Raw genomic sequence first — 22448 nt, 5'->3', positions numbered from 1 at the left:
CAGAACGGTACCCTGCATAAGGGTGACTGCCTCATCGCCGGCACGGCTGTGGGCCGCGTGCGTACCATGCGGGACGATAAGGGCCGCGAAATCACCGAGGCCGGCCCGTCCACGCCTGTGGAGATCACCGGTCTGACCGAAGTCCCCGAAGCCGGCGAACTGTTCGAGGCTGTCGAGGATGAAAAGCTGGCCCGTGAGTTGGCCGATAAGCGTATGACCGAGGCCAAGGAACGTCAGTTTGCCGCTTACACCAAGGTCACGCTGGATAACCTGTTCGATCAGATGGCTGCCAACGATATGAAGGAACTGCCCATCGTTGTCAAGGCCGACGTACAGGGTTCCGCCGAGGCTGTGAAGCAGAGCCTGGAGAAGATCTCCAACGAGGAAGTCCGCGTCCGTGTCATCCATGCGGGTGTCGGCGCCATCTCCAAGTCCGACGTTTCTCTGGCCGATGCCTCCAACGCCATTATCATCGGCTTTAATGTCCGTCCTGATGCTGTGGCCAAGGCTGAAGCCGAGCAGACCGGCGTGGAAATGCGTATGTACCGCGTCATTTACGATGCCATCAACGATGTTTCCGACGCTATGAAGGGCATGCTGGCGCCCAAGATCCGCGAAGTTGCGCTGGGCGAAGCACAGGTCCGTCAGGTCTACAAGATTTCCAGCGTGGGTACGGTTGCCGGTTGCCGTGTTACCAACGGCAAGATCACCCGTGATGCACAGCTGCGTCTGGTGCGTGACGGCATCGTTATCTGCGAGGATGCCATTGCCAGCCTGAAGCGCTTCAAGGATGACGCCAAGGAAGTGGCCGAAGGCTTCGAGTGCGGCATTACGCTGGAGAAATTCTCCGACATCAAGGAAGGCGACGTATTCGAATGCTTTAAGCTGGAAGAATACCGCGACTGATTTTTACCAAAAGGGCAGGGGAGCGCCGTCCCGCAGACGGGCGGCATCCGCTCTTCCTGCAGAAATTCGAGGATAAATAATCATGCCAAGCAAAAACCATGGCCGTATGGCACAGGATATGAAACGGGAACTGATCGCCATTATCGGCGAGATGAAAGACCCGCGTGTGACCGGCGGTCTGCTGACTGTTACACGGTTGGATGTGACCCCTGACCTGGACCAGGCAAAGGTCTATATCAGTGTGATGGGGCGCGAGGGCGGACCGGAACCGGTCGTCAAGGCGCTCAACAAAGCATCGGGCCATGTTCGTACCGAGGTCAGCCGCCGTATGCATATCCGCAAAGCTCCGCGCTTTGTGTTCGTGGCGGATGAAGGCGCAGCCTATGCCGCACATATCAACAAATTGTTGGGCGAACTTGCTGTGGATAACGGCGAACCGGCCGACAATGATGCTGACACCGACAGCGAATGATCCGGGGCAGGGCAAGTCTTGAACGGCAAGCCCTGAACTGACTGATCACCCCAGAAAAGAGGAACTGTATGACGCAATCCGTGGATCATGAGACCGTTGTCTCGCGCCTGCTGGGTGCGGACGAGATCCTGATTTTATGCCATAAAAACCCGGACGGTGATACCATCGGTTCGGGGGCGGCCCTGTGCCTGGCAATGCAGCGTTTGGGCAAGACTGCTGCCGTATTGTGCAGTGATCCCATTCCGGCTATGTATTCTTTCCTGCCGATCACGGTGTTTGACGGCAGTTTTACGCCGCGCTTTGTGGTGGCGGTGGATGTGGCGGGAATTCAGCTTTTTGGCGACCGCAACAATATGCCGGAATATGCCGAACATGTTGATCTGTGTATCGACCACCATGGTTCCAACAGTGGCTACGCGTACGAAACCCTTGTGGATGACACCGCAGCCGCCACGGCGGAACTGCTGACCGCGCTGATCCCTGAAATGGGCATTGAGATCACGCCGGATATTGCAGCCTGCCTGTATACCGGTATTGCTACCGATACAGGCTGCTTCCGCTTTACCAATACCACCGCGACTACCCACCGGGCTGCGGCCACTCTGATCGAAGCCGGCGCCGATGTGGAAAAACTGAACGAACACCTTTTTGAGTGCCGTTCTCATGCGCGGATGGCTGCCGAGCGTATGGCGTTGGAAAGCCTGGAATTCTACTATGAGGATCGCTGCGCATTGATCTGCCTGACCTGGGATCAGATCCAGGCGGCCGGCGTAGCCGGTGCGGAACTGGAAGATCTGACCAGCCTGCCGCGCTCCATTGAAGGTGTGGAAGTAGGCCTGACCCTGCGCCAGCAGAAGGACGGCAGTTACAAGATCAGCGTGCGTACCGGCCACAGCACCAACGCGTGCAATATTGCCCGTCGTTTGGGCGGCGGAGGCCACGCCCGTGCCGCCGGCTGCGAAATCAGCGGCAACCTGGATAATGCCAAGCATGCTATCCTGGATGAAGTCAAAAAGGAACTGGACCGCAGCGCCTCCCTGAACGCCGCGGATACCAGTCTGTAACCTATCAACAGAAAAGGAAACCCCATCATGCAAACGCCAAATGGCATTCTGCCTGTGGACAAACCCGCCGGCTGGACCAGCTTTGATGTGCTGGCCAAGCTGCGCGGCGCATTGGGCACGCGCAAGCTGGGGCACTCGGGCACACTGGACCCTATGGCGACCGGTGTGCTCGCCGTGTTTATCGGCAAGGCAACCTCTGCAGCCGATCGCCAGCTGGACCACGATAAAACTTACGAAGCAACCCTGCGCTTTGGTATGCGCACCGACACCGGTGATGTGACCGGGACCGTGCTGGAAACCGCGCCCGTAACGGTAGGGGAAGCGCAGCTGCAAGAAATTCTGCCCCGTTTTACCGGGGAACTGATGCAGCTGCCCCCCATGTACAGTGCGGTCAAGATCAACGGCCAACCGTTATACAAGGCGGCCCGAAAAGGCCAGACGGTGGAACGTACGCCCCGCCCCATCACGGTGTACGGCATCGACTATCTGGGCAATCCGGCACCCGGGGACTACACCCTGCGGGTGTCCTGCTCCAAGGGAACATACATCCGCGTTCTGGCCGAGGATATCGGCACAGCGCTTGGGGTGCCTGCCACACTGGCAGCCTTGCGGCGTACCCGCGCGGGTGTTTTTTCCATCGAACAGTGCCATACTTTGCCGGAAATTCTGGCGGCTGCCGAAAGCGGCGAGCTGGAACGCAATGGCTGGATTCTTCCGGTGGAAAGCGTCTTTGCGCCGTTGCCGGCCCTGACCGTCAATGACGGTGTACGCGCCCATCTGTTCAACGGCTGCCCCACCAGCCATTATGCGGCTGCGGATGGCCGCTACCGTGCCTATGATCAGGCGGGAACATTTCTGGGGTTGGCAGCCGTGGAAGGCGGCGTGCTTCGTGTGGAAAAACTGTTTTGTGAAAGGAACTGACCCTGGATGCAGATCTATCATACCATGACCCCGGTATCCGGTGAGAAAGGCTGTGCCGTAGCGCTGGGGTATTTCGACGGGGTGCATTGCGGGCATCGTATGGTGCTGGGCAGTGCGGTTCGTTATGCCGCAGAAAACGGACTGGCCCCGGCAGCGTTCACCTTTGAACTGCCCGGCAATCAGACTCTGAAGGGCGGGCGCATCCTTTCGGCGGCACAAAAGCATCTCCGGATGGAAAGCCTGGGCATTGAACAATATCTGGAACCGCCTTTCGAGGCATTCCGGGATCTTTCTCCGGAGGATTTTGTCCAGAAAGTGCTGGTGGAGTGCTTCCGCGCCAAAGCGGTGTTCTGCGGCAAGAACTTCACGTTTGGCGCCCGCGCTGCCGGTGATGTGGAGATGCTGCACACACTGTGTGAACCGTTGGGCATTTCGGTGCATATCGTACCCATGGCCCAGTATGGCGCTCAGGCGGTTTCTTCCACCCGCATCCGTGCGGCGTTGGAAGAGGGAAGACTGGACGATGCCAACGCCATGTTGGGAGCCCCCTATGCCATTGACTGGCAGGTGACCCATGGAAAAGGCGTGGGTACCAGCCGGTTGGGAACCCCCACGGTAAACCAGAACTATCCCCCGGATGCCCTGCAGCCCTGCACCGGTGTATATCTTACCCGCATCTGGCTGCAGGACCGCTGGTGGCCCGCTGCCACCGGCATCGGCCGCCGCCCCACGGTGGATGAGAGTGCAGATGCAGCCGTTACCTGCGAAACCTATGTACCGGATTTCTCTGGCGACTTGTACGGGCAGGCCCCGGTGCTGGAATTTCACCGCTATCTTTGCCCGATCCGCAAATTCCGTACGCTGCAGGAACTGTCGGAACTGATTCGCCGCGCGGCGGAGGAGAGCAAGGCTTATTTTGCGGCGCAGACTGTAAAATAATTGCAAAAAACAATCCCGGGTGCTCTTGTATTCGCAAAGGGATTGTGGTATACTATTGTCTGTTACCGTGGCCCGGTAAGGGGCGTATGCCTCAGACCTGCAGTTACCCCATACTGCGCCATCGGCAAATATTACTTGAAAGAGGTATGTATCATGAGCCAGAAATCTGCTATCGAAAAGCAGCCCATCATCGCTAAGGCCGCCCTGCACGAGGGTGACACCGGTTCTCCGGAGGTTCAGGTCGCGCTGCTCACCGCACGCATCAACCACCTGACCGAGCATCTCAAGACCAACAAGCATGACAACCACAGCCGCCGCGGCCTGTTCAAGATGGTCGGCCGCCGCCGCAATCTGCTGGCCTATCTGCAAAAGAAGGACATCAACCGTTATCGTGCCCTGATCGCTGAGCTGGGTCTGCGCAAGTAATTTTTGCAAAAACGGGCAGGGTGCACGCAAGCACCTTGCCCGCTTTTCTTTTTATTCCACTGCCAAGGCTTTCGGCTGTGTATGTGTGCCGTTTTGTGCAGTAAATCGAGCACCCAGGGAATCGTCCTGGATGTTGGCTTTATTGCTCAAACCGGGAGCATACGCGGCCACGGTATATAAAATTCCAACAGAAGGAGAATCTCTATGGCTTACGAATTTGCTTCCCGGCTGGAAACATTCCCCCAGTACCGCAAGTTTGAGACGACCTTTGCGGGCCGTCCCTTTGTGGTAGAGACCGGCAAAATGTGCGGTCTGTCCAACGGCAGCGCCATGGTGCGTTACGGCGACACCTGCGTGCTCTGCAATGTCACTATGAGCGAAAAACCGCGTGAGGGCGTTGACTTCTTCCCCCTGAGCGTGGAGTTTGAGGAGAAGCTCTACGCTGCCGGCCGTATTCCCGGCAGCTTCATGCGCCGTGAGGGCCGCCCCGGCGAGCATGCCATCCTGTCCTCCCGCGTGGTGGACCGTCCCATCCGTCCGCTCTTCCCCAAGGATATGCGTAACGATGTTTGCGTTACCATGACCGTCATGAGCCTGGACCCCGATAATTCTGCCGAGATCACCGGTATGAACGGTGCGTCCCTGGCCATTGCCATGTCGGATATTCCCTGGAACGGCCCCATTGCCGGTGTGTTCGTCGGCCTGGTGGATGGTGAGATCGTGCTCAACCCCACCAAGGAACAGCGTGAGCGCAGTGACCTCTCCCTGACGCTGGCCGCCAGCGAAGAAAAGATCGTCATGATCGAAGCCGGCGCCAATGAGGTGGACGAGGATACCATGATGGCCGCCATCAAGGCCGGCCATGCCGAGATCAAGAAGATGCTGGCTTTCATCAACAGCATTGTGGCCGAGATCGGCAAACCCAAAAAGACATTTACCCCGGTGGAACTGGACCACGCACTGCTGGCCGATGTGTATGCCAAGCACCTGGACGAGGTCAAGGCTGCCATGGATACCGACGACAAGAACGTGCGTGATGCCGCTTTGCTGCCCATCATGGATGCCATTGCCGCTGAACATCCCGAACTGACGGCCGCAGACATTGACCTCATCAGCTACAAGCTGCAGAAGAAGGTCGTCCGTACCTGGCTGCTGGAAGACGGCAAGCGCGTAGACGGCCGCGGCATCAACGAGATTCGTCCCCTGGCCGCCGAAGTTGGCCTGCTGCCCCGTGTACACGGCTCCGGCATGTTCACCCGTGGTCAGACTCAGGTGCTCACCATCTGCACCCTGGGCTCTACCAAGGATGCACAGCTGATGGACGATCTGTCCGATACGCAGTACAAGCGCTACATCCATCACTACAACTTCCCGCCGTACTCTGTGGGCGAGGCCCGCGCTCCGCGCAGCCCCGGCCGCCGCGAGATCGGCCATGGTAACCTGGCAGAGCGTGCTTTGATCCCCGTTCTGCCCGATCAGGCGGAGTTCCCGTATACCATCCGCTGCGTGTCGGAAGTGCTGTCCTCCAACGGCTCTACTTCTCAGGCATCCATCTGCGGTTCCACGCTGGCACTGATGGACGCCGGTGTGCCCATCAAGGCACCGGTTGCCGGTATTTCCTGCGGCCTGATCACCGATGGCGATCCGCTGCATGGCGGCCGCTGGATGACCATGCTGGACATCCAAGGTGTTGAGGACTTCCACGGCGATATGGACTTCAAGGTGGGCGGTACCCGCCGCGGCATCACCGCGATCCAGATGGACATTAAGGTCGATGGCCTGACCTACGAGATCGTGGAAGATGCGCTGGAAAAATGCCGCAAGGGTCGTCTGTATATCCTGGATCAGATCATCAAGCCGGTCATTGCAGAGCCTCGCGCTGAGCTGTCCAAGTACGCTCCCAAGATGTTCAGCATGATGATCCCCGTGGACAAGATCAAGGACGTGATCGGTAAGGGCGGCAAGGTCATTCAGGAAATGTGCGCCAACTTCAACTGCAAGATCGACATTGAGGAAGACGGCCACGTCTTTATCTCTGCGGTGGATCAGGACGATGCCAAGCGCGCCATCTCCACCATCAAGACCATTGTGGAAGACCCCGAAATCGGTGCCATCTACAAAGGCCGCGTGACCCGCCTGATGAACTTCGGTGCGTTTGTTGAAATCGCACCGGGCAAGGAAGGTCTGGTTCACATCTCCAAGCTGGATGATCACCGCGTGGAGCGTGTGGAAGATGTTGTGGCTGTGGGCGATCCCATCTTTGTTATGGTCACCGATATTGACCAGCAGGGCCGCATCAACCTGTCCCGCAAGGATGCACTGGCTGCCATTGCCAAAAAGCGCGCTGAGCAGCAGTAAAAAATAAAACCAAGAAGGACGGCTCCCGTCAGGGAGCCGTCCTTCTTTTGTTTGTATGCTGTGAAAAAGAGCAAGGAGAGATTACTGGTTCTCCAACACTTCCTTGGTATCGCGGGCAATCATCAGCTCTTCGTTGGTTTCCACCACCAACGTACGGACGCGTGCGCCCCAGGCGGTGATTTCCACCACGTCTTTGTGCTGGTTGCGCACATTGTGGTTCTTGTCGGTGTCGATGCGGACGCCCAGCCAGTCCATGTGGTGGCAGATCTTGGCGCGGGATTCGTCATCGTGTTCGCCAATGCCGCCGGTAAAGACGATGGCATCCACGCCGCCCATAGCGGCAATGTAGCTGCCGATGATCTTTTTGATCTGGTAGTTCAGCATATCCAGAGCCAGCTTGGCGCGCTCGTTGCCTTCCTTGGAGGCGGATTCCACGTCGCGGATATCGCTGGAAACACCGGAAACGCCCAGCAGACCGGATTTCTTGTTCAGGATCTCATCCAGCTGATGGCCGGTGATTTCGAGGGTGTACTTCAGGTAGTTGACCACAGAGGGGTCCAGGTCACCGCAGCGGGTGCCCATCATCAGGCCGGCCAGGGGCGTCATACCCATGGAAGTATCCACCACGCGGCCCTGGTCTACGGCTGCAATGGAAGAACCGTTGCCCAGGTGGCAGGTGATCAGCTTCAGACGTTCAATGGGCTCTTCCAGGTACTCGGCAGCACGATGGCTGACATACTTATGGCTGGTGCCGTGGAAGCCGTACCGACGCACGCCGTACTTCTCGTAGTACTCATAGGGGATGGCGTACATATAGGCTTTCGAAGGCATGGTGGAATGGAAAGCCGTGTCGAATACCGCGATGTTGGGCTTGTCTTCGCCAAAGACTTTGTAGGAGGCCTCAATGCCCAGGATGGCAGCGGGGTTGTGCAGGGGTGCCAGGGGAGAAAGGTCGTGGATTGCCTTTACAACGTCGGGAGTGATCAGGCAGCTCTGTTTGAACTTTTCGCCGCCGTGTACAACGCGGTGACCAATGGCGTCGATCTCGCTGACCTGGTCAATCACCTTGCCCTCGCCGGTGGTCATCTTCTTGACGACTTCGCCGAACGCTTCGGTATGGGTGGGGAAGATCGCGGGCGTGGTAGCCTTATGGCCGTTGGCCTCGTGGGTGATCATGCTGCTCTCCATGCCAATGCGTTCACACAGGCCCTTGCAAAGAACCTTCTCACCGTCCATATCGATGAGCTGGTACTTCAGGCTCGAAGAACCGCAGTTGATAACCAGAATTTTCATGGGGTATCCTCCTTTAGTGGTGTACGGGCGAAAAACCGCCCTTTTCGTATGCCTAAATTTATTATATAATGGGGTTGGACAATTTTCAAGGACAATAAACGCAAGATAGCACAATTTTTGCATAGTGGGAGCAGCCGATGGAATTTGCAGGCATTATTACGGAATACGATCCTTTTCATAACGGGCATGCAGCGCAGCTGGCAGCGGTGCGGCAGGCCGGAGCCAAATGTATTGCGGTGTGTATGAGCAGCGGCGCTGTGCAGCGGGGCGGTGTGCCGATTCTGCCGGATCAGGTGCGTGCCCGCGCAGCACTGGAAGCCGGTGCGGACCTTGTGGTGGCGCTGCCGGCCCCCTATGCCTGTGCCACAGCGGAACAGTTCGCCGCTGCAGGTGTGTTTTTGCTGGCGGCCTTGGGATGTGATACTCTGGCGTTTGGAGCCGAAACCCCCGATGCTGCTGCCCTGATGCAGGCAGCGTCGCTGTTATGCGGCACGGAAATCCAGACGCTGATACGGCAAAATCTTTCTACCGGGCAGACCTACGCGGCAGCCAGAGCTCAGGCGGCAGACGCCTTATCTCCCGGAACAGGGGCACTGCTGCGTACGCCCAACAATATTTTGGCCATTGAATACTGCAAAGCCATCCTTACCCAAGAAGCTGCCGTTACACCGCTGCCGCTGCCGCGCTGGGGGGCAGCGCATGGCGGTGTGCCCGGGGCGCACGAAGGTGTGCCAATGGCCAGCGCCAGCTATCTGCGGGAGCACACCCCAGAAGAATGGGCGCCCTTTGTACCGGCTGCCGCTATGGAATTGTATCGCCAGGCGGTTGCCGACGGGCAGCTGCTGGACCCGCAGCGGATGGAAACAGCCCTCCTGGCCTTACTGCGCACCATGCCTGCGGAAAAATTGGTGGCAATACGCGGCATCAGCGAAGGACTGGAAAATCGGCTGGCGGCAGCGATTCATGATGCCTGTGGACTGGAGGACCTTTATGGCAGGCTGAAAACCAAGAGGTATCCCCATGCACGGCTGCGCCGTCTGGTACTGGATGCGGCATTGGATATTCCCGAACAACTGCCGCTGCCGCCTTTTTTGCTGGTTCTGGGGGGCAGACGGGCGGCACTTTCCCGGTTGAAACAGGCACGACTCCCGGTAGGAACCTCCCTGGCGGACCTGGTGCGCACCGGGGCGGCGGCACAGCAAATCGGTACGATTTACAGCCGCGCGGTAGATTTGGCCTCCCTTTGCAGATGTAAAATTCAGCCCATGGGACTTGCTTTCACGGCAAAGCCGGTGTTACTATAAATATGGAGAAAACATGCACAACCGGAAAGTTTGTTGCATTTTTAACGCGCAAAATCGGTGCGCTGTCCCTGCCCATCGCCCGCTGATTCAAAAGTGTGTCAAAAGCTTCCCGCCGTGCTGTACATCACGGTCAATGGCACCAAAACGGTACGAACAATCGTTTCTGCATTCCCGCTGTGCGAAAGGAGGCCTCTCCTATGAAAAAACTGTACGTTCCCTTTGTGACTCTTTTGCTGCTGACGGCATGCGGTGCGCCGGCTGAAGAAACAGGGAAGGAGGCGGCTCCGGTGCCTTCCGCTACAACGGAAACGGCATCGGCTGTCGCCACGCCTGCGCCTACCGCGGAACCGACCTTGGAGCTGCATTGGATCGACAGTCAAAACAGCAAGGGGCTTTACCGGAGAGAACCCCTCTATGGAGAGGGCGGTTATGGGTATGGGAATGGCGGCATTGCGGCGCATTACTTTGACTTTACCAACGCCACAGAACAGATCGTTGGTGAACCGCTGGATTTGGAAAACGCCAATCTGCAATTGTATGCCGACGAGGAATTTCTTTACTGGTCCTGGTCCGGTATGGTGAACGACACCCCCATTCTGCTGCGCAGCAACCTGGACGGCAGTAACCGGGAATCTTTGTATGATTTCCCGGAGGGAACCGCGTTTTCCTCCGGCAGTGTCGGCGGCATGGCCGGGGACGGGACAGCGTTGTATTTTGTGTACTGTCACATTTCCGATACGCCAACAGTCCCCGATGACTATGAGCTCGTCCGTTTGAATACGGAAACCGGTACGCTGGAGAGCCTGGTGAAGTGGGAACCTTTCGGAGGCAGTCTTCTGGGCGTGTGGAATGGACGACTGCTTATCACCCGCAAAACTCTGGCGGAAGAGTGCCCGGTAGAGCCGGTCTATGACCACTACCACGTGGATAATACAGAGGAGCTGGAACCTTGGATAACTACCAGCCTCTGTGCCTTGAATCCGCTTACAGGTACGGAGGAAGTGCTGTACAGCTGTCCCGGATGGTTCCTGGACAGAACCCTGGCGGATGGTGCGCTGTGGTGGGAGGATGATGATCATCGTATTCTTTGCCGTCCGTTGGGGACGACTGAAGATACGGTGGTGACCCAGTTACCCCACGAGATGCAGATTATGGGCATCTATTCGGAGGATATCTGGCTGTATAGCCAGAAGGATGGCAAAGAGTGGCCTTATCTTTACAACCGTCAGGACGGCACTCTGACCCGCGGCAATCAGCGCCGCTGGATTGGCGGAGAGGACCGCGCTATATGGGTAATGTGTGAAGCCGGGCCGGGGCGATATCTGGTGTGGGATGATGCCTCCACCGGTATGCAGCAACTGGCCGGGGCAGACGGTACCCAATACCTGATTGACGGATATGCCCGGTATGCCATTGCCGACAGGGACTCTCTGCTGGATACCGGCAAGCCCATGACGCCGGTTACCAGGCCGGGTGTGTATTGAAAAAACAAGCAACAAAGGAAGCGTTTCTATGATTTATACTGTTACCTTCAATCCGGCCATTGACTATGTGGTGCGCCTTGACACACCGCTGCAAGCAGGCACGGTCAATCGTGCGGCAGGGGAAGATTGCGTACTGGGCGGCAAAGGAATCAACGTGTCGGGAATACTGGCACAGCTGGACTGCCCCAGCGTGGCCTTGGGCTTTGTGGCGGGGGAAACCGGCGCCTGGCTGGAACGTGGTCTGGCCGCCCAGGGATTGCAGACCGATTTCATTCATCTTGCTTCCGGGATGACCCGCATCAATGTAAAGATCAAAGCCGGGCAGGAAACCGAACTGAATGGTGCGGGCCCTGCCATTCCGCCGCAGGCTATGGAGGCGTTGCAGCAAAAGCTGGATGCACTGCGGCCAGGGGATATTCTGGTACTGGCAGGCAGCATTCCGTCCAGCCTGCCCGTAGATACCTATGAGCGGGTTCTGGAACGGCTGCAAGGTCACAGTGTGCGCGCTGTGGTGGATGCATCGGGGCGGCTGCTGGCTAATGTGCTGCCCTACGAGCCGTTTCTTATCAAGCCGAACCATCACGAACTGGCGGAGATTGTTGGCCGTGCTTTGCATGGCGATGAAGAGATTACCGCAGCGGCGCGGGAACTGCAAGAGCAGGGCGCTCGGAACGTACTGGTCAGCATGGCCGGGGACGGCGCGCTGCTGTTGGATGAAACCGGTGCGGTACATCGCATCGGAACACCCAAAGGTACCGTCATCAACAGCGTGGGCGCGGGGGACAGTATGCTGGCGGGCTTTTTGGCCGGGTATCTGCAAAGCGGCTCCTATCAAGACGCTTTGCGGTTGGGTACGGCCTGCGGCAGCGCTACGGCGTTCAGTCTTGGCCTGGCATCCCGTAAAGAAATCGATCTTCTCCTGGAACAGTTGTAAGGCAAAACCCGGCGGGACTTGTCCCGGCCGGGTTTCTGTGTTATCATGAAACAAATCCATCAGGGGGAGGAAACGCAATGCACAAATCATACCCTGCGCCGGGGACAGAGATTATGCTGGAAGGCGCTGTGAACTTTCGGGAACTGGGTGGTTATCGCGCCGCGGACGGCCGTCATGTGAAACATGGCCTTTTGTACCGGGGCGGCAATCTGGACGCGCTGCAAAGCGCGGCAGACCAGGCCGTTTTGCAAAGCTGGCATCTGCAAAGCATTCTGGATTTTCGCAGCGAAGGCGAACGTGCCAAGCATCCGGACCCGGCAGTGGAAGGCGCGGAATACCGGCGCATTTGTGCCATGCGGATGACAGACGGTACCGAAATGGATTTTTCTTCCTCCGGCATTGAGCGCCTGGCGGCAGAAAAGGCGGCTTTTGAAAAAGCGGCAGGGCACCCTGTGCATGACTACGATTGGTTCAGCGCTCTGTACAAACAGATGCCCTTTGATAACCCGGCCTACCATGCCATGTTTGCAATGCTGGAACAGCATCAGGTACCGCTGCTGTTCCATTGTACCTGCGGCAAGGACCGTACCGGCATTGCGGCTATGCTGATTTTGCTGGCGCTGGGCGTCAGCCGGCAGGATGCGCTGCGGGATTATATGCTTACCAACACCTATCGCAGGGAAATCATTGAAGCCTCTCTGCGGGGAAAATCTCCGGAGGAACGGAGGCTGCTCCTTTCGGTAGAAGGCGTGGATGAAGCCATGGGCGCCGGTGCCATAGATGAGATTCTGGTACGCTTCCCCAGCTATGAGGCCTATTTTGCACAGGAATATGGCCTGGACGCGTCCCGTCTTGCTGCTTTACGGGATTATTACCTGGAATAAACGCAAAGAAAGCGCCCTGCCAAACAGCAGGGCGCTTTTGTTAAACAGGATAAAGCAGGGGACGATCAGCCCAGGCTGATGCCCATGGCGCGAGCTACGTTGAGCATATCGCAGTCACCGGGAACGCCACGGGTCTTACCGGCAATATCAGCCAGCGGGTTGGCGGTCACATGGCTGTTGACCATGGCAACCGTTACACCGTAGTGCTCATCGGCTACCAGGCTGGCTGCGTAGGAGCCAAACTGCGTGGCCAGTACACGGTCGTAAGCGCTGGGGCTGCCGCCGCGCTGCATGTGTCCGGGCACGCAAATGCGGGTCTCGGCACCGGTCATCTCCTCAATCTGGTGGGCGATGCGTGCGGTGGCGGTAGAATAACCGGCCTGGGCACGCTGCGCAGTCCATTCCTTGCGCTTCATCTTGGCTTCTTCCACCGAGAAGGCGCCTTCGGCAACCGCCAGGATCGAGAAATTCTTGCCCGCTTTGGCGCGATTCTCCACAGCGGCGGCTACTTTCTTGATGTCATAAGGCATCTCGGGGATCAGGATGATATCGGCGCCGCCGGCAATACCGGAATACAGCGTCAGCCAGCCGGCCTTGTTGCCCATGATTTCAATGCACATCACGCGGCTGTGACTGCCGGCAGTGGTGTGGATGCGGTCAATGACTTCGGTGGCGATATCCACAGCCGTGTGGAAACCGAAGGTAACATCGGTGCCGTAAATGTCGTTGTCAATGGTCTTGGGCAGGCCGATGACGTTCAGACCTTCCTGGCTCAGCAGGTTGGCGGTTTTGTGGGTGCCGTTGCCGCCCAGGCAAAGCAGGCAATCCAGCTTGGCGGCGTGGTAGTTCTTCTTCATGGCGGCGACTTTATCGACCTTGTCATCCTCAACCACGCGCATCTTTTTGAAGGGGGTACGCTTGGTGCCCAGGATGGTGCCGCCGACAGTCAGGATGCCGGAAAACTCATCCCGGGACATTTCACGGTAATTGCCGTTGATCAGGCCGTCATAGCCGTTCAGGATGCCGACGATCTCCACTTTATCGCCCATGCGATTGTACAGTGCTTTTGCCACACCGCGGATCGTTGCGTTCAGGCCGGGGCAGTCGCCGCCGGACGTCAGGATACCAACACGAATTGCCATACGATAACCTCCCATATACCGCGCGGGGCGCGGGTTGTGCATGGTGAGCCATGCAGTCTATAATAAATTTACGACACCGGGCCCGGCTTGTCAACCCTGTGAAAACGGAAAATGACGCTGAAACGACACTTGAAAAAAGATGAAAAAAATACAAAAAAACTGTTGACAAATAGGGCAACACCGGCTATAATAGTTAAGCGTTGAGGGCAGACGCCCACAACAAAGTGCGATGGGGATTCGCATAATGGTAGTGCAGCGGACTCTGACTCCGCCCGTGGGAGTTCGATCCTCTCATCCCCAACCACACCGCAGCAGCTCTGCTGCTGCGGTTTTTTTATCGGGGTGTAGCGCAGTTGGTAGCGCGCTTGGTTCGGGACCAAGAGGCCGTGGGTTCGAATCCCGTCACTCCGACTTGGTAACGCGAAAACATCGTAAAGGTGTTTTCGCGTTTTTTGTTTGTGTACAGCAAAAGAATCGGCCGTGCTTTCCACGAGGGAAGCACGGCCGGTTTTGCATATTATCGTAACCGCTGATCGGTGCCAAAGAATTTGAACATCTTGCAGCCGCCCAGCATCCGGCTGGCCACTTTCTCGGTATAGCGGGCCACAAAAACGCTCTGGTCGGTAATGTTGGTGGTGTAGATGGTCGGGCGTTCGGTCAGCATTCGGGTGTTGATCAGCTCGTACAAAACGCTGATGGTCAGCGGCGTGATGTATTCAGTGCCCAGATCGTCCAGAATCAAAAGGTCGGCTTCCTGGCAGGCATTCAGCCATTCATCTCCGCTGTCAAAGTCGAAATGCTCGCGCCCCAGGCGGGCGGCCAGCGCCGCTGCGCTGGTGTACAGAACATCATGGCCGCCGCCCAACACCGCGTCGGCAATAGCCAGTGCCAGGTGGGTTTTACCAAGGCCGGTATGCCCCATAAAAAGCAGGTTGGTGCTTTTGCTGCTGAATTTCTGTGCATAGTTCTCGCAGTAGTGCAGCAGCTTTTCCATATATGCCCGGGCCGAAATACCCAGTTCCGGTTCCACGTCGGCAGAATAGCGGTTGACGTCGAAAGTGGAAAACTGGCACAGACCCAAAGGACTGGCAGCGTTGATTTCCTCCCGGCGCAGCCGGCGGGCAATCTCCGCTACGCAGGTGCAGGGGTTGCCGTTATGCATGCCGGTATCGTGGCACAGGGGACAGGCGTAGGCGGGCTGAAACGCCTTTTCGTCGTAACCAGCCTCTTTTGTGGCAGCAACCAACGCTTCGTCGGCTTTTACCAGTGCCGCGCGGGCAGCCTCCATATTGCCGCCCAACGCAGCGGTCTTGGCCAGAGCCAGTCCGGCGCGCATTTGGGCGTCGTCTGCTGCGGCAAGCGCAGGATGCGCGGCAAAAGCGGCTCGGCGCGCGTTTTCTGCCTGCATTACGGCATACTGGCGGCGGGAAGCAATCTCTCGCTGTGCGGCACGGAACAATTCATCTTTTGTGCGCATCGGTTAGCCCTCCTCGTCAAACATGGCGGCCCAGTTCCGGTTGAACAGATCTTTCTGGGCGCTGGCGGCGGCTGGCTGCGGCGCGGCAGGCCGTTCGGTAGCCAGAATATTGCTGCCGGCCAGCTGGCCCTGGCCGCGGGCCGCGGCCACCGTGGTAATTCCCTGGGAACGCCAGGCACGCAGGATTCCATCCACATACCGGATGGAATTTTTGCTTCCGGCGCGCAAAAGCGCTTCGTCGATCATCTCACGCCCAATGCCCCATTCTTCATGCCAACGGGCAATGGTGCCGCGCTCCCAGCGGGTAAGCGCGGTAGGTTCAATGCCAAACTGTGCCGCGGCATCGGCACACCAGTCTTCCCGCTGCTTGACTTTGCGCAGATACCGCTCGGCATCTTCACCGGATTCTACGCCATCTTCCCGCCAGCGGGCCAGTTCCCGTGCCACGGCAGCAACGCTGCGGCGTCCTTGCCGGGCACTCTCGGCACAGCAGAGCAAAATCACATCGGGCTGCCAGCCATCGTTCAAGTACAGCGCTACCAGGCGCTGCATTTCGCTGCGGCTTAACGCCTTCCCAAACGCGGTCTGCGCTTCCTCACAAAGTACCGATACATACGGATCATTCAAGGTGGCAAGGTCAATTTTGGCAGCCTTTTCCTCGGCAGGAATTATAGGGGCGGTTGCTTTGGTGTTTTCCAGCAAGCCGGCACCCGCCCAGTATTGCAGGGCACGGCGGGCGGCCTCCACACTGGGCAAGCCCAATGTACGGGCGATGGTCCGTGGGTCGGTATCACCGGTCTGCAGCACATACAGGGCCGTGCGCACCGTGTCACCATCGGCTTGTGCCAGATGAGTGATCACAATCTGCGGAACAGCCAGCGTATCGCCGTTGTATGGCGCCAGTTTATAGGCCATGTGCCAAACCTCCCCACTTTACAAAGTAATCTCATTATAGCAGTTTGGCTGCAAAGTGTAAAGCTGAAGCCGCAAAACTGCCCAAAAACCTTGTCTTTATTTTGGGCAAAGCGTTCCTTGCAATCAGTAGGGAAAAACTTTACAATATTAGGTAGAAAGTTTAAGGGAGGGACTTCCATTGGCTATGAATCTTGTCAAACTGCCTACGGGCAAGACAAATTTGATGCTCCGTGTCAGCAAAGGACATTTTGCGACCAGTCACAGTCATATCAACTATTACATCGATGTGACACTGACGAAATCCCGTCTGTCGGAAGCACGCGCCGCTGCGGCAGAACTTGTTAAGGAGTACACCCTCAATACGATTGTGGACACCATCCTCTGCCTGGACGGTACCGAGGTAATCGGCGCCTGTATGGCCAGTGAACTGACCAAGGCAGGGTATACCAATATGAATGCCCACCAGACGATCTATGTGGTCACGCCGGAACATACCGTCGGCAGCCAGCTGCTGTTCCGTGAGAATACCGCCCCCATGATCGCAGGCAAACACGTACTGGTAGTGGCGGCATCCGTCACCACCGGTTATACGGTGGAAAGTGCCGTGGAAGCCATCAACTACTACGGCGGTATTCCGGTAGGCGTTGCGGCTATTTTTGCCACGCGCAAAGAGTGCGCCGGGTTCGAAGTCAGCAGCATCTTTGACCCCAACGACCTGCCCGATTATGAGAGCTACGACTCTCACAACTGCCCGTGGTGCAAAGCGGGGCAAAAAATTGATGCGCTGGTCAACAGCTTCGGCTATTCCAGCCTGTAAGCAGTATTTGGCAAGACACAAACGCCCCCTGGAAACAGGGGGCGTTTTTCTTTGGGTGCATACAGGGTGTGCGATATGCCGTCATTTTTGTGAAAAAAGCCTATGACATTTTTTCCCAAAAAGGACTATACTATAAAAGAAAAGAAACGATACCACGATGCAAAACACAAAAAAGGAGGATGCGGCATGTTTCAGGTCGGAGAAGCGGTAAGTTATGGAACAAACGGGGTGTGCACCATTGAAGAAAAGAAGCGTATAAAACTGGCGGGGCAGCCTTGTGATTGTTATATTCTGAAACCGGTATATGACAGTTCCTTGAAAATTTGCGTACCCTGCAACAGCAAGGTATTGCTGGCGCGTATGCGGGCGCTGCCCAGCAAAGAGGAATTATTGGAACTGCTGCGGGAACCGGCTCCCAGCCATGAAGATGATCCGGAAACGCGCAAAGAATATTACCGACAGACGTTGCAAAGCGGGGATCGCCATGCATTGCTGCGAATGATCCGGGATATTTATACCGAACGCCAGCACCGGCATGCAAGGGGAAAACAGCTTTCCGGTTATGAGGACAGCGCTTTGCGAGAAGCGCAAAACATCCTGCACAGTGAATTTGCCTATACCATGGGAATTGATTTACAGGAGGTACCGGCTTTTATTGCGGATCACCTGGAAGGTACAGCCAACGGGTAAAGGCAAGCAAATTCCATACAATGCTGTTGGAGAAAACAAATCCGGGCGGCTTTGCAAGAAGCAAAGCCGCCCGGATTTGTTATTTCATTTTGCCGATATAAACCAGATAGGAGTATACATAAATCCAGACAGTGCCGCCCAGAGTGGAACCCAGCAGCAGTACCATCATACCGGTTTCACCCAACAGCTTGGCAAACAACATGGATACCAGCATGGCAACACCAATCACTACAAACACGATGCCGCCCATACGCTGGGTGCGGTTCCAGTTGTGTTCGTCGTTCAGGGCCCAGGGTGTTTTGCAGCCGAAGGTGTAGTTTTGCTTGATACGTGGCATGTAGTTCCCCAGCGCAATAAAGAGCACACCACAGCCACCGCAGACAAGAACGCCGATCATATTGCCGCTGCCTGGCAGAACGTTGTATACGGTCAATTCGGTGAGCCAGGTAATGGCACACATAAACACAACAATGCCAATGACAAAACCCCGATAGATTTTGTCGAACTTTTCATAGTTTTGGGCGCGCGGGTCAATTTTGGGAATCACTGCCAGAAGCAGCAGAATCGCCAACGGCACAATGCAAATGAACAGGGTAGAGGACTTGGCCCCCCAGCCATCTGCCTGGCCGTCAAAGCCCCAGTGCACGGGTACCGTATCCGGCAGACCGGGATAAAAGAACAAATGAGCAATAAAGTTGGCGACGCACAGTAAAAACAAGCCGCCATATAACTTTTTATTTTTCATCGTCGGGAGCTCCCTTCACCAAATCTACATCGTAAAACCATTTGACCAGTTCCTGAAAAACCGTCAGATTCACGCTGTACACGATATTTTGCCCGTTGCGCTGATCGGAGATAAGACCGGCAGATTTCAAAATCGTAAGATGATGACTTACCGATGGCTTTGTCATGGAAAACTGGGCCGCAATTTCACCGGCTGTCATGTCGCCTTGTGCCAGTAATTCCAAAATACGCCGCCGCGTAGGATCAGCCAACGCCTTGAACGCATCTCCCATAGCAAGGACTCCTTTCTTTTAAATAGATAATTAGACAATATTCTAAATATCTGTGCCATCACTATAGCACCGTAGGTTAAACCTGTCAAGGCGGGAAATAAAAATCATAACAAAAAATCCGGTACGCTGTGCGTACCGGATCGTTGTCATTGAAATCAGGCGTATTTTACGTTGTCCATGAGGTTCTGCATGGCCAGGCTGTCAAGCAGCTGCCACTTGATGTAGTTTTCGCCATACAGGGTGGTGATGCTGCTGTAATCCTTCAGGCCGAACTGAGTGGTGAACTGTGCGTTCAGCGTGTCAGTATCGCATTTCAGGCCCTGCTTTTCAGCTACGGCCTGCAGCAGAAGAACCTGCTCCACCATGGCGTTGACGCTGCTTTCGGCAGCGGTGATGTACTCCTCGATGGAAGCGTAGCTGGTACCAAACATGCCGGAAGAAACGATGGTGGTCATGTTGGTGCCGTAGTTCTGGGCGTAGCTGTAAACTCTGTACAGCAGAACGTTGCGGAAGTATTCCTTAGCGGACTCGGGCAGTTCCTCGGCAAAGGTAGCCTTATCATATACGGCAGAGTAAACGTCGTTGTACTGGTTGTTGAAGGTGATCTGCTTTTTGATAAAAACGTTCAGGCTGGCAGCGTCTTCCAGGCCGGTGGTCTCGGCCAGGTTGGTCTGGACCCATTCATCGGTCGGTTCGGGGAAGATGTAGTTCAGCGTGGTGTTGAAGACAGCTTCCTTGCCGGCCAGATCCGCACTGCCATAATTTTCGGGGAAGGTGACAGTCACGTCAAAGGTTTCGCCGGGCATGTGGCCAACGATCTGATCCTCGAAGTCGTCGATGTAGGTCTGGCTGCCCAATACAAGGTTTGCGCCCTGTCCCTGGGTGCTTCCGCCGTCAAATTCCACACCGTCTACGGAACCAACGTAGTCGATGTTGACGATATCCCCGCTGGCAGCGGCGCGGTCGGTGACCTGCTCATCGGTGAGCACAGAAGCGTAATTGTCGCAGATATACTGTGCCACGTCGATGTCGGACACTTCGCCCAGGGCGGCATCGATGGTGATGTCGGCGTAATCATCGGCGAGGGTAACGTAGTCGGAAGCGGTGACACCCTTCAGGTAGCCGTTTTCATCAAAGCCGTCCGAATAGCTGAAGCTGGCCAGATAATCATACGCGGACTCGTCCACGGCAGTTTCGGCGGTAGAAGCGGTTTCTTCGGTAGCAGCAGCGCTCTCGGCAGTGGATTCACTTTCGGCCGTGCTGCTGCAACCGGCCAGCGCAGCAGTCATGCTTACGGCCAAGACACCGGCTGCGCAACGATACAGATTTTTCTTTTTCATGGGGTTCTCCTGTGTATATAAAATTGCATACGCAAGTCTTATTATACACATTTTTTCAAAAAAGTACAGTAAAAAAATAAAAACATGTGTCCCGGCAAGGGTTGACTTGAAGTGCGCTTTAAGATGTATAATGAAACTGCAACAATCGGGCAGGAGAACCTGCACCCGAACAAACGGAGGAACCGGATTATGGATATTTTCAATAATGCCAAAAAACTGGGCTTTGGTCTGATGCGCCTTCCGCTGACGGACCCTAACGAAGCGGGCAGCATTGATGTGGAGCAAACCAAGCAGATGGTGGATTCCTTTTTAGAACAGGGATTTACCTATTTTGATACGGCCTGGATGTACTGCGCTTTCCAGAGCGAAAACGCGGTCAAAACTTGCCTGACCAGCCGCCATCCCCGTGACACCTTCACCCTGGCGGACAAACTGCATGCCGGTTTCATTCACAGCCTGGAGGACCGGGACCAGGTGTTTAATACGCAGCTGGAAAAGACCGGTGCCGGTTATTTTGACTATTACCTTCTCCATGATATCGGCACCGAGCATTATGAGATCTATAAAAAACTGGACTGTTTTACCTGGCTGCAGGAGAAAAAGAAGCAGGGATTGGTAAAGCACATCGGTTTTTCCTTCCATGACCATGCAGACCTGCTGGACAAGGTGTTGACCGAACACCCGGAAGTGGAGTTTGTGCAGCTGCAGATCAACTATCTGGATTGGGACAGCGAGGGCGTGCAGTCCCGCAAGTGCTACGAGGTAGCCGAAAAACACGGCAAGCCGGTGATCGTTATGGAACCGGTGAAGGGCGGCACCCTGGCCAACGTGCCCGCAGGGGTAGAAAAGCTGTTCAAGGAATACGACCCCGAAGCCTCCATTCCTTCCTGGGCCATCCGCTTTGCGGCCAGCAAACCCAATGTAAAAATGGTGCTTTCCGGCATGAGCAACATGGCCCAGCTGCTGGATAATACCGGTTACATGCAGAATTTCCAGCCCCTGAATACGGAGGAGGAAGCCCGCATCCGGCAGGCAGTGTCCATCATCAATTCCAGCATTGCGGTGCCCTGCACCGGCTGCTCCTACTGCACCGACGGTTGTCCCATGCACATTGCCATTCCCAAGTATTTCTCGCTGTATAACGCCGATTTGCAGGAGGTGGAAGGCAAGGGCTGGACGCCCCAGGGGGAATATTATGACAACCTGACCAAGACCTTCGGCAAGGCCAGCGACTGCATCGGCTGCGGCCAGTGCGAAGGTGTCTGTCCCCAGCACCTGCCCATCATCGAAAACCTCAAACAGGTCGCCAAGCATTTTGAAAGCTGAACAACCATAAAAAGCCGCCCCGGCAACATGCCGGGGCGGCTTTGCGTTTATGTAGTATATTCGCCTACTTCGGTGTAGTTGGGTACACCGTTGAGGAAATCTTCGGTGGAGATCAGGCCGAGATATTCATGCTCAACATCTACAGTATAGGGCGTGCCGTCGGTGCCGATGATGGTGCGGGTATAGGGCTCATACCGGCAATCCACCAGCAGGGTGTCACCCAGGTTCAGATAAATATTGGGCTGATGGGAGGAGCCGTTCCAGCAGTTGTCAGGAAGATAGGCCCGCTGGCGAACTTCCCCTGTGTCTGCGTTGATGATTACAGAAAGGTCATCAAATACCAGCCAATCGTTGAGCTTTGCTGCGACCCAATAATGGGCGAAATAGTCATTGCAGTCAGAGGTGGGAAGCTGGTTGGTGATTTCGCGCTTTTCACCGGTTGTGGGATCCACCGTATAAAGGACCCCTGCGGTACGGTCCACCACATAGTATTGCCCGTCCACAATACGGATGTCCAGTAAGTCGAGATTCCATTCACCGGAGGAGTAGGTCTGAAACACCTTCCATTCGCCGGTGTAGGGATCAAAAAGCCAGTGGGTGGTGGTGCCTGTGGGGGCGGCCAAGGCATCAGCGGTCAGGTCACCGGTGGGCTCCGGATAGGTTACATCGGACTGAGAGAAAACGAACAAATTATCCACGACGCCCAGAAATTGCACTCCCTGAGCTGGTGCGTTTTCCAA

The 22448-nt window shown here is 56.1% G+C and carries 22 protein-coding genes and 2 tRNA genes; 16 read left to right on the top strand and 8 right to left on the bottom strand.

The genetic code is table 11. From position 1 onward, the window contains the following. The 7 genes from H6B10_RS03280 to H6B10_RS03250 form a co-directional block, all read left to right on the top strand. Positions 1 to 906: translation initiation factor IF-2 (locus H6B10_RS03280; protein ID WP_430661749.1), on the top strand; the 906-nt coding region annotated here is incomplete at its 5' end. Between the two features lie 82 nt (positions 907 to 988). Further along, positions 989 to 1378 carry a 30S ribosome-binding factor RbfA gene (gene rbfA, locus H6B10_RS03275; RefSeq protein ID WP_204649577.1) on the top strand — a complete coding sequence of 130 codons (390 nt, stop codon included), beginning with the start codon at positions 989 to 991 and terminating at the stop codon, positions 1376 to 1378. A 68-nt stretch (positions 1379 to 1446) separates the two neighbouring features. Continuing rightward, positions 1447 to 2442: a DHH family phosphoesterase gene (locus H6B10_RS03270; RefSeq protein WP_204649575.1), complete on the top strand. Its 996-nt coding sequence runs from the start codon at positions 1447 to 1449 to the stop codon at positions 2440 to 2442. 27 nt (positions 2443 to 2469) lie between these two features. Further along, on the top strand, positions 2470 to 3363 hold the full coding sequence (gene truB / locus H6B10_RS03265) for a tRNA pseudouridine(55) synthase TruB (RefSeq protein ID WP_204649573.1): 894 nt from the start codon (positions 2470 to 2472) through the stop codon (positions 3361 to 3363). Between the two features lie 6 nt (positions 3364 to 3369). Next, a complete protein-coding gene (gene ribF / locus H6B10_RS03260; RefSeq protein WP_204649571.1) occupies positions 3370 to 4302 on the top strand; it encodes a bifunctional riboflavin kinase/FMN adenylyltransferase in 933 nt (310 codons plus the stop codon). Between the two features lie 153 nt (positions 4303 to 4455). Continuing rightward, positions 4456 to 4728, top strand: a complete 273-nt coding sequence (gene rpsO, locus H6B10_RS03255) for a 30S ribosomal protein S15 (RefSeq protein ID WP_007046639.1) — start codon at positions 4456 to 4458, stop codon at positions 4726 to 4728. 204 nt (positions 4729 to 4932) lie between these two features. Continuing rightward, positions 4933 to 7086, top strand: coding sequence for a polyribonucleotide nucleotidyltransferase (locus H6B10_RS03250; protein ID WP_204649569.1), 2154 nt, complete (start codon positions 4933 to 4935; stop codon positions 7084 to 7086). An 81-nt stretch (positions 7087 to 7167) separates the two neighbouring features. Here the strand turns inward: H6B10_RS03250 and H6B10_RS03245 are convergent, their stop codons facing one another. After that, on the bottom strand, positions 7168 to 8379 hold the full coding sequence (locus tag H6B10_RS03245; RefSeq protein ID WP_204649567.1) for an acetate/propionate family kinase: 1212 nt from the start codon (positions 8377 to 8379) through the stop codon (positions 7168 to 7170). Positions 8380 to 8516: 137 nt separating this feature from the next. On the opposite strand from H6B10_RS03245, the gene H6B10_RS03240 reads away from it, so the two are divergent. From H6B10_RS03240 to H6B10_RS03225, 4 genes are all read left to right on the top strand, one after another. Further along, a complete protein-coding gene (locus tag H6B10_RS03240; RefSeq protein WP_204649565.1) occupies positions 8517 to 9683 on the top strand; it encodes a nucleotidyltransferase family protein in 1167 nt (388 codons plus the stop codon). A 197-nt stretch (positions 9684 to 9880) separates the two neighbouring features. Continuing rightward, a complete protein-coding gene (locus H6B10_RS03235; protein ID WP_204649563.1) occupies positions 9881 to 11167 on the top strand; it encodes a hypothetical protein in 1287 nt (428 codons plus the stop codon). 28 nt (positions 11168 to 11195) lie between these two features. Beyond that, positions 11196 to 12101, top strand: a complete 906-nt coding sequence (gene pfkB / locus H6B10_RS03230) for a 1-phosphofructokinase (RefSeq protein WP_204649561.1) — start codon at positions 11196 to 11198, stop codon at positions 12099 to 12101. A 77-nt stretch (positions 12102 to 12178) separates the two neighbouring features. Beyond that, complete coding sequence (locus H6B10_RS03225) at positions 12179 to 12985, top strand: tyrosine-protein phosphatase (RefSeq protein WP_204649559.1); 807 nt, start codon at positions 12179 to 12181, stop codon at positions 12983 to 12985. A 65-nt stretch (positions 12986 to 13050) separates the two neighbouring features. Here H6B10_RS03225 and H6B10_RS03220 read toward each other — a convergent pair whose 3' ends face one another. Then, complete coding sequence (locus H6B10_RS03220; RefSeq protein ID WP_204649558.1) at positions 13051 to 14127, bottom strand: 6-phosphofructokinase; 1077 nt, start codon at positions 14125 to 14127, stop codon at positions 13051 to 13053. 230 nt (positions 14128 to 14357) lie between these two features. Between H6B10_RS03220 and H6B10_RS03215 the strand changes: the two genes are divergently transcribed. Then, positions 14358 to 14431 (top strand) — tRNA-Gln (locus H6B10_RS03215). Positions 14432 to 14465: 34 nt separating this feature from the next. Continuing rightward, a tRNA-Pro gene (locus H6B10_RS03210) sits at positions 14466 to 14538 on the top strand. A gap of 106 nt (positions 14539 to 14644) precedes the next feature. On the opposite strand, the gene H6B10_RS03205 is transcribed toward H6B10_RS03210, so the two are convergent. Together H6B10_RS03205 and H6B10_RS03200 are read right to left on the bottom strand one after the other, a co-directional pair. After that, positions 14645 to 15604, bottom strand: a complete 960-nt coding sequence (locus H6B10_RS03205; RefSeq protein WP_204649556.1) for an ATP-binding protein — start codon at positions 15602 to 15604, stop codon at positions 14645 to 14647. A 3-nt stretch (positions 15605 to 15607) separates the two neighbouring features. Next, complete coding sequence (locus H6B10_RS03200; RefSeq protein WP_204649555.1) at positions 15608 to 16519, bottom strand: DnaD domain protein; 912 nt, start codon at positions 16517 to 16519, stop codon at positions 15608 to 15610. Positions 16520 to 16703: 184 nt separating this feature from the next. Between H6B10_RS03200 and H6B10_RS03195 the strand changes: the two genes are divergently transcribed. Beyond that, positions 16704 to 17336, top strand: coding sequence for an orotate phosphoribosyltransferase (locus H6B10_RS03195; protein WP_204649579.1), 633 nt, complete (start codon positions 16704 to 16706; stop codon positions 17334 to 17336). Between the two features lie 186 nt (positions 17337 to 17522). Beyond that, positions 17523 to 18026, top strand: a complete 504-nt coding sequence (locus H6B10_RS03190; RefSeq protein WP_204649554.1) for a CarD family transcriptional regulator — start codon at positions 17523 to 17525, stop codon at positions 18024 to 18026. Between the two features lie 79 nt (positions 18027 to 18105). On the opposite strand, the gene H6B10_RS03185 is transcribed toward H6B10_RS03190, so the two are convergent. The 3 genes from H6B10_RS03185 to H6B10_RS03175 all read right to left on the bottom strand — a co-directional run bounded on the left by H6B10_RS03185 (position 18106) and on the right by H6B10_RS03175 (position 20382). Then, on the bottom strand, positions 18106 to 18771 hold the full coding sequence (locus tag H6B10_RS03185) for an SdpI family protein (RefSeq protein ID WP_204649553.1): 666 nt from the start codon (positions 18769 to 18771) through the stop codon (positions 18106 to 18108). Beyond that, positions 18761 to 19042 carry an autorepressor SdpR family transcription factor gene (locus tag H6B10_RS03180; RefSeq protein ID WP_204649552.1) on the bottom strand — a complete coding sequence of 94 codons (282 nt, stop codon included), beginning with the start codon at positions 19040 to 19042 and terminating at the stop codon, positions 18761 to 18763. The genes H6B10_RS03185 and H6B10_RS03180 overlap by 11 nt, the downstream gene beginning before the upstream one ends. A 155-nt stretch (positions 19043 to 19197) precedes the next feature. Next, complete coding sequence (locus tag H6B10_RS03175; RefSeq protein WP_204649551.1) at positions 19198 to 20382, bottom strand: FKBP-type peptidyl-prolyl cis-trans isomerase; 1185 nt, start codon at positions 20380 to 20382, stop codon at positions 19198 to 19200. A 189-nt stretch (positions 20383 to 20571) separates the two neighbouring features. On the opposite strand from H6B10_RS03175, the gene H6B10_RS03170 reads away from it, so the two are divergent. Continuing rightward, positions 20572 to 21708 (top strand): aldo/keto reductase, encoded by a 1137-nt coding sequence (locus tag H6B10_RS03170; RefSeq protein ID WP_204649550.1) that lies wholly within the window; start codon positions 20572 to 20574, stop codon positions 21706 to 21708. Between the two features lie 47 nt (positions 21709 to 21755). Here the strand turns inward: H6B10_RS03170 and H6B10_RS03165 are convergent. Continuing rightward, positions 21756 to 22448: hypothetical protein (locus H6B10_RS03165; RefSeq protein ID WP_204649548.1), on the bottom strand; the 693-nt coding region annotated here is incomplete at its 5' end.

It is taken from the genome of Gemmiger formicilis (genome assembly GCF_016901605.1).
Lineage (GTDB): Bacteria > Bacillota > Clostridia > Oscillospirales > Ruminococcaceae > Gemmiger > Gemmiger formicilis_B.
This window is presented reverse-complemented; position numbering and strand designations above follow the sequence as displayed.

What these genes read in the sequence shown, in the direction of transcription:
- rbfA (WP_204649577.1), top strand. Translation starts at nt 989, where the DNA reads ATGCCAAGCAAAAACCATGGCCGTATGGCACAGGATATGAAACGGGAA.
- H6B10_RS03270 (WP_204649575.1), top strand. Translation starts at nt 1,447, where the DNA reads ATGACGCAATCCGTGGATCATGAGACCGTTGTCTCGCGCCTGCTGGGT.
- truB (WP_204649573.1), top strand. Translation starts at nt 2,470, where the DNA reads ATGCAAACGCCAAATGGCATTCTGCCTGTGGACAAACCCGCCGGCTGG.
- ribF (WP_204649571.1), top strand. Translation starts at nt 3,370, where the DNA reads ATGCAGATCTATCATACCATGACCCCGGTATCCGGTGAGAAAGGCTGT.
- rpsO (WP_007046639.1), top strand. Translation starts at nt 4,456, where the DNA reads ATGAGCCAGAAATCTGCTATCGAAAAGCAGCCCATCATCGCTAAGGCC.
- H6B10_RS03250 (WP_204649569.1), top strand. Translation starts at nt 4,933, where the DNA reads ATGGCTTACGAATTTGCTTCCCGGCTGGAAACATTCCCCCAGTACCGC.
- H6B10_RS03245 (WP_204649567.1), bottom strand. Translation starts at nt 8,379, where the DNA reads ATGAAAATTCTGGTTATCAACTGCGGTTCTTCGAGCCTGAAGTACCAG.
- H6B10_RS03240 (WP_204649565.1), top strand. Translation starts at nt 8,517, where the DNA reads ATGGAATTTGCAGGCATTATTACGGAATACGATCCTTTTCATAACGGG.
- H6B10_RS03235 (WP_204649563.1), top strand. Translation starts at nt 9,881, where the DNA reads ATGAAAAAACTGTACGTTCCCTTTGTGACTCTTTTGCTGCTGACGGCA.
- pfkB (WP_204649561.1), top strand. Translation starts at nt 11,196, where the DNA reads ATGATTTATACTGTTACCTTCAATCCGGCCATTGACTATGTGGTGCGC.
- H6B10_RS03225 (WP_204649559.1), top strand. Translation starts at nt 12,179, where the DNA reads ATGCACAAATCATACCCTGCGCCGGGGACAGAGATTATGCTGGAAGGC.
- H6B10_RS03220 (WP_204649558.1), bottom strand. Translation starts at nt 14,127, where the DNA reads ATGGCAATTCGTGTTGGTATCCTGACGTCCGGCGGCGACTGCCCCGGC.
- H6B10_RS03205 (WP_204649556.1), bottom strand. Translation starts at nt 15,604, where the DNA reads ATGCGCACAAAAGATGAATTGTTCCGTGCCGCACAGCGAGAGATTGCT.
- H6B10_RS03200 (WP_204649555.1), bottom strand. Translation starts at nt 16,519, where the DNA reads ATGGCCTATAAACTGGCGCCATACAACGGCGATACGCTGGCTGTTCCG.
- H6B10_RS03195 (WP_204649579.1), top strand. Translation starts at nt 16,704, where the DNA reads ATGAATCTTGTCAAACTGCCTACGGGCAAGACAAATTTGATGCTCCGT.
- H6B10_RS03190 (WP_204649554.1), top strand. Translation starts at nt 17,523, where the DNA reads ATGTTTCAGGTCGGAGAAGCGGTAAGTTATGGAACAAACGGGGTGTGC.
- H6B10_RS03185 (WP_204649553.1), bottom strand. Translation starts at nt 18,771, where the DNA reads ATGAAAAATAAAAAGTTATATGGCGGCTTGTTTTTACTGTGCGTCGCC.
- H6B10_RS03180 (WP_204649552.1), bottom strand. Translation starts at nt 19,042, where the DNA reads ATGGGAGATGCGTTCAAGGCGTTGGCTGATCCTACGCGGCGGCGTATT.
- H6B10_RS03175 (WP_204649551.1), bottom strand. Translation starts at nt 20,382, where the DNA reads ATGAAAAAGAAAAATCTGTATCGTTGCGCAGCCGGTGTCTTGGCCGTA.
- H6B10_RS03170 (WP_204649550.1), top strand. Translation starts at nt 20,572, where the DNA reads ATGGATATTTTCAATAATGCCAAAAAACTGGGCTTTGGTCTGATGCGC.